The following is a 7,508-nucleotide window of genomic DNA, read 5'->3' as shown; positions in this document are numbered from 1 at the left end:
AGTGGACCGGGCTGACCCCCGGCGAATACCGCGCGCGCCACGGCAGCGGCCCCGCCACCTGAGCCCGAGCCCTGCATCAGCCCCTTCGCCGCCATGGCCGCGCGCCGGGTCGAACTGGCTGCGGGTCGCCCGGCTTCTCGGCGTCGAATCGGCCCGCAACGACCTCGGCGCATCAGCCGCGTCGATGATGACTATGCCCCTGCACGGCGTGCGCCGCCCGGACTCAAGGGGTTAGAGTGGCCGGCCACGCAACGAGGAGCCCCTCATGAGCCGACTGGCCTCGATCAAGCTGTCCACCCTCGACCTGGCGCCGATCCGCGACGACGGCGACGCCGCCCAGGCCCTGCACAACTCGCTGGCGCTGGCGCGGCACGTGGAAAGCCTCGGCTTCCAGCGTTTCTGGGTCGCCGAACACCACAACATGGACGGCATCGCCAGCTCCGCCACCGCCGTGCTGCTCGGCTACCTGGCCGCCGGCACCTCGCGCATCCGCCTCGGCGCCGGCGGGGTGATGCTGCCCAACCACGCGCCGCTGGTGATCGCCGAGCAGTTCGGCACCCTCGCCACGCTCTATCCCGGGCGCATCGACCTGGGCCTGGGCCGCGCGCCCGGCGCCGACCAGTACACCGCCCATGCCCTGCGCCGCAGCCGCGACGGCAGCGCCGAGGATTTCCCCGGCGACGTCGAGGAGCTGCAGGCCTACCTCGGCCCGCGCACCCCGGCTCAACGGGTGATCGCCATGCCCGGCGCCGGCACCCAGGTGCCGATCTGGCTGCTCGGTTCCAGCCTGTTCAGCGCGCAGCTGGCGGGGATGAAGGGGCTGCCCTATGCCTTCGCCTCGCACTTCGCGCCGCGCTACCTGCACGAGGCGCTGCGCATCTACCGCAACCACTTCAGACCTTCCGAGGTGCTGGACAAACCCTATGTGATGCTTGGCGTGCCGCTGCTGGCGGCCGACAGCGACGAGCAGGCGCAGTACCTGGCCACCTCGGCGTTCCAGCGCATCCTCGCCCTGCTGCGCGGGCAGAGCCTGGTGCAACGGCCGCCGGTGGCGAGCATGGAAGGGCTGTGGCTGCCGCACGAGCGCCAGGGGGTCAGCGAGTTCTTCGGCCTGGCCGCCATCGGCGGACCGCAGACCGTGCGCAGCCGCCTGGAGCAGCTGCTGGAGCAGACCGAGGCGGACGAGCTGATCTTCACCTGCGACATGTACGACTTCGCCGACCGCCTGCACGCCTTCGACATCCTCGCCGAACTGCAGCGCGGCTGAACCAGCCGGCGGACAAGCTGCGGGTTGTCCAGCCTGCTGCTCGGACGAGGTGGGGACGCTGCCGCCTCAGCTAGATCGCGGTGCCGCAGCGCATCACCTTGCCGCGCGCCAGCACGTTGCGCTGCTCGTCGTAGAGCCAGGCCTGGGCGGTCATCGCCATTGAGCGGGCCTCCACCCGGTAGCGCTGGCCGGCGGCGAACTGGTCGTAGCGCAGGCGCAGTTCGCAGGTCAGCAGCAAGGGTTCGCTGTTGAAGCCCATGCCGCCGCGGCTGGCCTCGAACTGCAGGCGCACCAGCAGTTCGTGGGCACCGGGGCCGACCTGGAAGTAGCGACCGTCCGGCCAGCGCTTGCGGTCCAGGCGGTCGGCCATCAGCAGGTCGCCGGCCGGCGCGTAGAGATCGACCCAGGCCTGTTGCGGGTCGGGTTTCGGCAGGGGTGAAGCGCAGGCACCGAGCAGCAGCGCGGCGGCGATAAGCAGGGCACGCATGGCGACCTCCAGTCTGTGGCGCGAAACCCTAGCCTACGCCCATTCGGCGCTGGAGGCAGCTGCGCCGATGGGGTAGCGTGGCGCCATGCCCATCGCCCGCCTCCACCTGCTGCGTCGCCTTAGCGCTCCCCTGCTCGCTCTGCTGCTGGGCGGTTGCTCGACCCTGGACTACTACGCCCACCTCGGCCAGGGTCAGTGGCAGCTGCTGCAGGCACGCCAGCCGGTCGCGCGCCTGCTCGCCGATCCCGCCACCGAGCCGCAGCTGGCGCGGCGCCTGGCCCTGGCGCAGCAGGCACGCGACTTCGCCAGCAGCCAGCTGGGCCTGCCGGACAACCGCAGCTACCGCCTGTACGCCGACCTCGGCCGGCCCTTCGTGGTATGGAACCTCTTCGCCACGCCGGAGTTTTCCCTGGAGCCCGAGCTGCACTGCTTCCCCGTCGCCGGCTGCGTCGCCTACCGCGGCTATTACCAGCTGGGCCGGGCCCGCGGCGGCGCCGCGCTGCTGCGTCAGCAGGGCCTGGACACCCATATCGGCGGGGTGGAGGCCTATTCCACCCTCGGCTGGTTCGACGACCCGCTGCTCAACACCATGCTGCGCTGGAACGACCAGCGCCTGGTGGCGGTGATCTTCCACGAGCTGGCGCACCAGCAGTACTACCTGGCCGGCGACACCGCGTTCAACGAGTCCTTCGCCACCTTCGTCGAGCGCGAAGGCCTGCGCCAGTGGCACGCCAGCCGCGGCGAAGCGCACGCGGACGACGGCGAGCGCCAGCGCCAGCAGTTCGTCGACCTGGTGCTGGCCAGCCGCGAGCGCCTGCAGCGGCTGTACGCCAGCGAACTGGACGCGGCGGCGATGCGCGCCGCCAAGCAGGCCGAGTTCGAGCGCCTGCGCCGCGACTACCGCGCCCTGCGCCAGCGCGAATGGGGCGGCAACGGCCGCTTCGATGCCTGGATCGAAAGCCCGCTGAACAACGCCAAGCTGCTGCCGTTCGGCCTCTACGACCAGTGGGTGCCGGCCTTCGCCGCGCTGTTCGCCCAGCACGCAGGCGACTGGGCGGCCTTCTACCGGGCGGTGGCCGCCCTTGGTCGGCTACCGCAGGCAGAGCGTCGCGCGGCATTGGACAGGCTGCAGGCCGGCGGCTAGAACTGCCCTGCCCAAACGCCGGTCCAATCCGGCAGGACTCGCTCGACACCGGAGGTAAGCGATGCAACGCCTGATACCCACCCTGGCCCTGATGCTGCTCGCCGCCGGCGCGCAGGCCGCGCCCAAGCCCTGTGAAGAACTCAAGGAAGAAATCGAAGTGAAGATCCAGGCCGCCGGCGTACCCAGCTACACCCTGGAAATCGTCGCCAACGACGAGGTCACGGACCAGAGCATGGTGGTCGGCAGCTGCGACGGCGGCAGCAAGAAGATCATCTACCAGAAGAACGGCTGATACCCCCCCCCTCAGCTGGCCAGCTCAGCTCTTGCAGGCGCGAGCTGGCTCGCGAAGCTCTCGCCTGGGCAGCATTCGCGAGCAGCGCTCGCTGCTACAGCCTCTCAGCAGATGAATGCCCGGTGCAGCTCCTCCAGCGTCGCGAAGTGATAGGTCGGCGCCTCGCCGAGCAGCTCCTCGCGACTGCCGAAGCCGTAGCCCACCGCCGCCGCATCCAGGCCGTTGCGCCGCGCGCCGATCAGGTCGTGCTTGCGGTCGCCGATCATCAGCGCCGTCTGCGGCGCCAGCCCCTCGCATTCCAGCAGATGCGCCAGCAGCGCCACCTTGTCGGTGCGCGTGCCGTCCAGCTCGCTGCCGTAGATGCGCTTGAAGTGCCCGGCGAAACCGAAGTGACGGGCGATCTCCTCGGCGAACACCGTCGGCTTGCTGGTGGCGATATACAGGTTGCGGCCCTGCCCCGCCAGCTCGCCGAGCAGCGCCGGCACGCCGTCGAACAGGCGGTTCTCGTACAGCCCGGTGACCTTGAAACGCTCGCGGTAGTGATTGACCGCCTGCCAGGCCGTAGCCTCGTCCAGCGCGTAGCTGGCCATGAAGCACTGCAGCAGCGGCGGGCCGATGAAGTGCTCCAGCGCCGCCAGGTCCGGCTCGTCGATGCCCAGCTTGGCCAGGGCGTACTGCACCGAACGGGTGATGCCCTCGCGCGGGTCGGTGAGGGTGCCGTCGAGGTCGAAGAGGATGGTCTGGTAATGCATCAGCCGTCATACCCCTCGACCAGATGCAGGTCCTTCAGGCGCACGTAGTTGGCTGCGCTGTAGGCGAAGTAGCTGCGTTCCTGCTCGGTCAGCGCCCGGGCCTGTTTTACCGGGCTGCCGACGTAGAGGTAGCCGCTTTCCAGGCGCTTGCCCGGCGGCACCAGGCTGCCGGCGCCGATCACCACCTCGTCCTCGACCACCACGCCGTCCATGACGATGCTGCCCATGCCGACCAGGATGCGGTTGCCCAGGGTGCAGCCGTGCAGGGTGACGTTATGCCCGACCGTCACCTCGTCGCCGATGATCAGCGGATAGCCGGCCGGGTTGAACGGCCCGGCGTGGGTGATGTGCAGCACGCTGCCGTCCTGCACGCTGGTGCGCGCACCGATGCGGATGCTGTGCATGTCGCCGCGCACCACCACCATCGGCCACACCGAGCTGTCGCTGCCGATTTCCACATCGCCCAGCACCACGGCGCTGGCGTCGACGAACACCCGCTCGCCGAGCTGCGGGCTGAACTGTTGGTAGCTGCGAATCGCCACGATAGAAATCTCCTGGGCTGCGGGAAAGCTTGATTGTAATTAAGATGGCCCCCATGTCGGTTGTTATCGACCCTGGATTGTTTATCGCGTCCCGGGGTCGCAACCCTGGAATCCATTCGCCACAGGTGCCTCGTCGTGACCGCGAACAACCCCCTGCTGCAAGACTTCGACCTGCCGCCCTACTCGCAGATCAAACCCGAGCACGTCGAGCCGGCCATCGACCAGATCCTGGCCGACAGCCGCGCGGCCATCGCCGAACTGCTCCAGCAGCAGGTCGAGCCGAGCTGGGACGGCCTGGTGCTGGCGCTGGACGAGCTGGGCGCGCGCCTGGGCCGCGCCTGGAGCCCGGTCAGCCACCTCAACGCGGTGTGCAACAGCCCGGAGCTGCGCGCCGCCTACGAGGCCTGCCTGCCCAAGCTGTCCGAGTACTGGACCGAGCTGGGCCAGAACAAGCCGCTGTTCCAGGCCTACGACGCGCTGGCGGGCAGCCCCGAGGCCGCCGGCTTCGACGTGGCGCAGAAGACCATCCTCGAGCATGCGCTGCGCGATTTCCGCCTGTCCGGCATCGACCTGCCGGCCGAGCAGCAGAAGCGCTACGGCGAGATCCAGATGCGCCTGTCCGAGCTGACCAGCAAATTCTCCAACCAGCTGCTCGACGCCACCCAGGCCTGGACCAAGCACGTCACCGACGAGGCTGTGCTTGCCGGCCTCACCGATTCGGCCAAGGCGCAGATGCAGCAGGCCGCCGCGGCCAAGGGCCTGGACGGCTGGCTGATCACCCTGGAGTTCCCCAGCTACTTCGCGGTGATCACCTACGCCGACGACCGCGCCCTGCGCGAGGAAATCTACGCCGCCTACTGCACCCGCGCCTCCGACCAGGGGCCGAACGCCGGCCAGCACGACAACGGCCCGCTGATGGCCGAGATCCTCGACCTGCGCCAGGAGCTGGCGCGCCTGCTCGGCTTCGCCCACTACAGCGAGCTGAGCCTGGCCAGCAAGATGGCCGAATCCACCGAGCAGGTGCTGAGCTTCCTGCGCGACCTGGCGGTGCGCAGCAAACCCTTCGCCGCGCAGGACCTGGCCGAGCTCAAGGCCTTCGCCGCCGAGCAGGGCCTGAATGACCTGCAAAGCTGGGACGTCGGCTACTACAGCGAGAAACTGCGCCAGCAGCGCTACAGCATCTCCCAGGAACAGGTGCGCGCCTGGTTCCCGGTGGACAAGGTGCTCACCGGCCTATTCGCCATCGTGCAGAAGCTCTACGGCATCGAGATTCGCGAGCTGAAAGACTTCGACAGCTGGCACCCGGACGTGCGCCTGTTCGAAATCCAGGAGAACGGCCAGCACGTCGGCCGCTTCTTCTTCGACCTCTATGCCCGCGCCAACAAGCGCGGCGGCGCCTGGATGGACGGCGCGCGCGACAAGCGCCGCGCCGCCGACGGCAGCCTGATCAGCCCGGTGGCCAACCTGGTGTGCAACTTCACCCCGCCGATCGGCGGCAAGCCGGCGCTGCTGACCCACGACGAGGTCACCACCCTGTTCCACGAGTTCGGCCATGGCCTGCACCACCTGCTGACCCGCGTCGAGCATGCCGGCGCCTCGGGGATCAATGGGGTCGCCTGGGATGCCGTCGAATTACCTAGCCAGTTCATGGAGAACTGGTGCTGGGAGCCCGAGGGCCTGGCGCTGATCTCCGGCCACCATGAAACCGGCGAGCCGCTGCCGCAGGCCATGCTGGACAAGATGCTGGCGGCGAAGAACTTCCAGTCCGGCCTGATGATGGTGCGCCAGCTGGAGTTCTCCCTGTTTGACTTCGAGCTGCACGCCACCCACGGCGACGGCCGCAGCGTGCTGGAGGTGCTCGAAGCCATCCGTGACGAAGTCTCAGTGCTGCGTCCGCCGGCCTACAACCGCTTCGCCAACGGCTTCGCGCACATCTTCGCCGGCGGCTACGCGGCCGGTTACTACAGCTACAAGTGGGCCGAAGTGCTCAGCGCCGACGCCTTCTCGAAATTCGAGGAAGAGGGCGTGTTCAACGCCGACACCGGCCGCGCCTTCCGCGAGGCCATCCTCGCCCGCGGCGGCTCGCAGGAGCCGATGGTGCTGTTCGTCGACTTCCGCGGCCGCGAGCCCAAGATCGACGCCCTGCTACGCCACCTCGGCCTGAGCCAGGAGGCCGCGTGAAGAAGCGTTTTATCGCCGGCGCCGTGTGCCCGGCCTGCAGCGAGCAGGACAAGATCCAGATGTGGGACGAGGACGGCGTGCCGCACCGCGAATGCGTGGCCTGCGGCTACGCCGACACCCTCGACGCCCGCGGCAACTCGGTGCCCAAGGAGATCCCCACCCGGGTCAACGTCAGCGGCCTGAAGCCCAAGGCCGCCGACCCCAAGGTGCAGGCGGTGCAGTTCTTCCCCAATCCCAAGCTGAAGAAGCCGAGCGAGCCGACTTAGCTCGGGAAGATCCGTAGGATGGGTTAGCGGCACAGAACGCTGATCTTGCAAGCGCCGATAAAGGCAGCGCGCCGCGTAACCCACCAGGCGATAGGCCGTGTTGCACCGATGGTGGGTTACGCCGCAGCAGGCACAGCGGCTTTTTCAGACCCAGTGACAAGCGGCTAACCCACCCTACGAATCGTGGCGATTGATGCAGGCGAACTACCCCCGCCCTCTCCGCTACTCGCGAAAGAACTCCCCCGGCGTCGCGCCGAACTGGCGGCGAAAGGCGGCGATAAAGGCCGATAGCGAGTCGTAGCCGCAGGCCAGCGCCACGTCGGTGACGCGCTCGCCCTGCTCCAGCGGGGTCAGCGCATCGAGCAGGCGCTGACGCTGGCGCCAGGCGCGAAAGCTCAGCCCGGTCTCGCGCAGGAACAGGCGGCTCAGGGTCTTCTCCGACACCCCCAGGCGCTCGCCCCATTCGCCCAGGCCGAGCTGGCGCAGGCGCGCATCCTCCAGCCCCAGGCACACCTCGCGCAGCCGCGCGTCCTGCGGCAGCGGCAGCATCAACGCCACCTCCGGGGCGGCGCGCAGC

The 7,508-nt window shown here is 68.9% G+C and carries 9 protein-coding genes; 5 read left to right on the top strand and 4 right to left on the bottom strand.

The annotated features are described in order from the left end of the window. Nucleotides 1-265 precede the first annotated feature (265 nt). Complete coding sequence (locus tag N878_RS08745) at nucleotides 266-1,267, top strand: LLM class flavin-dependent oxidoreductase (protein ID WP_021443287.1); 1,002 nt, start codon at nucleotides 266-268, stop codon at nucleotides 1,265-1,267. A gap of 70 nt (nucleotides 1,268-1,337) precedes the next feature. Here N878_RS08745 and N878_RS08740 read toward each other — a convergent pair whose 3' ends face one another. After that, nucleotides 1,338-1,754 (bottom strand): hypothetical protein, encoded by a 417-nt coding sequence (locus N878_RS08740; protein ID WP_021443286.1) that lies wholly within the window; start codon nucleotides 1,752-1,754, stop codon nucleotides 1,338-1,340. Between the two features lie 85 nt (nucleotides 1,755-1,839). Between N878_RS08740 and N878_RS08735 the strand changes: the two genes are divergently transcribed. Next, a complete protein-coding gene (locus tag N878_RS08735; protein ID WP_021443285.1) occupies nucleotides 1,840-2,898 on the top strand; it encodes an aminopeptidase in 1,059 nt (352 codons plus the stop codon). A 61-nt stretch (nucleotides 2,899-2,959) separates the two neighbouring features. Continuing rightward, nucleotides 2,960-3,190, top strand: a complete 231-nt coding sequence (locus N878_RS08730; RefSeq protein ID WP_021443284.1) for a DUF1161 domain-containing protein — start codon at nucleotides 2,960-2,962, stop codon at nucleotides 3,188-3,190. 104 nt (nucleotides 3,191-3,294) lie between these two features. On the opposite strand, the gene N878_RS08725 is transcribed toward N878_RS08730, so the two are convergent. After that, nucleotides 3,295-3,942: an HAD family hydrolase gene (locus N878_RS08725; protein ID WP_021443283.1), complete on the bottom strand. Its 648-nt coding sequence runs from the start codon at nucleotides 3,940-3,942 to the stop codon at nucleotides 3,295-3,297. After that, nucleotides 3,942-4,484: a gamma carbonic anhydrase family protein gene (locus N878_RS08720; protein ID WP_021443282.1), complete on the bottom strand. Its 543-nt coding sequence runs from the start codon at nucleotides 4,482-4,484 to the stop codon at nucleotides 3,942-3,944. Before N878_RS08720 ends, N878_RS08725 begins: the two co-directional genes overlap by 1 nt. A 135-nt stretch (nucleotides 4,485-4,619) precedes the next feature. On the opposite strand from N878_RS08720, the gene prlC reads away from it, so the two are divergent. Then, complete coding sequence (prlC, locus tag N878_RS08715; protein ID WP_021443281.1) at nucleotides 4,620-6,665, top strand: oligopeptidase A; 2,046 nt, start codon at nucleotides 4,620-4,622, stop codon at nucleotides 6,663-6,665. Beyond that, nucleotides 6,662-6,931 (top strand): YheV family putative zinc ribbon protein, encoded by a 270-nt coding sequence (locus tag N878_RS08710; protein WP_021443280.1) that lies wholly within the window; start codon nucleotides 6,662-6,664, stop codon nucleotides 6,929-6,931. Before prlC ends, N878_RS08710 begins: the two co-directional genes overlap by 4 nt. Nucleotides 6,932-7,153: 222 nt before the next feature. Here the strand turns inward: N878_RS08710 and N878_RS08705 are convergent. Beyond that, nucleotides 7,154-7,508: helix-turn-helix transcriptional regulator (locus tag N878_RS08705; protein WP_021443279.1), on the bottom strand; the 355-nt coding region annotated here is incomplete at its 5' end.

It is taken from the genome of Pseudomonas sp. EGD-AK9, assembly GCF_000465935.2.
Taxonomy (GTDB): domain Bacteria; phylum Pseudomonadota; class Gammaproteobacteria; order Pseudomonadales; family Pseudomonadaceae; genus Aquipseudomonas.
This window is presented reverse-complemented; position numbering and strand designations above follow the sequence as displayed.

Excerpts from the sequence above, each read along its gene's own strand:
- N878_RS08740 (WP_021443286.1), bottom strand. The coding sequence starts at position 1,754 with ATGCGTGCCCTGCTTATCGCCGCCGCGCTGCTGCTCGGTGCCTGCGCT.
- N878_RS08725 (WP_021443283.1), bottom strand. The coding sequence starts at position 3,942 with ATGCATTACCAGACCATCCTCTTCGACCTCGACGGCACCCTCACCGAC.
- N878_RS08735 (WP_021443285.1), top strand. The coding sequence starts at position 1,840 with ATGCCCATCGCCCGCCTCCACCTGCTGCGTCGCCTTAGCGCTCCCCTG.
- N878_RS08730 (WP_021443284.1), top strand. The coding sequence starts at position 2,960 with ATGCAACGCCTGATACCCACCCTGGCCCTGATGCTGCTCGCCGCCGGC.
- N878_RS08745 (WP_021443287.1), top strand. The coding sequence starts at position 266 with ATGAGCCGACTGGCCTCGATCAAGCTGTCCACCCTCGACCTGGCGCCG.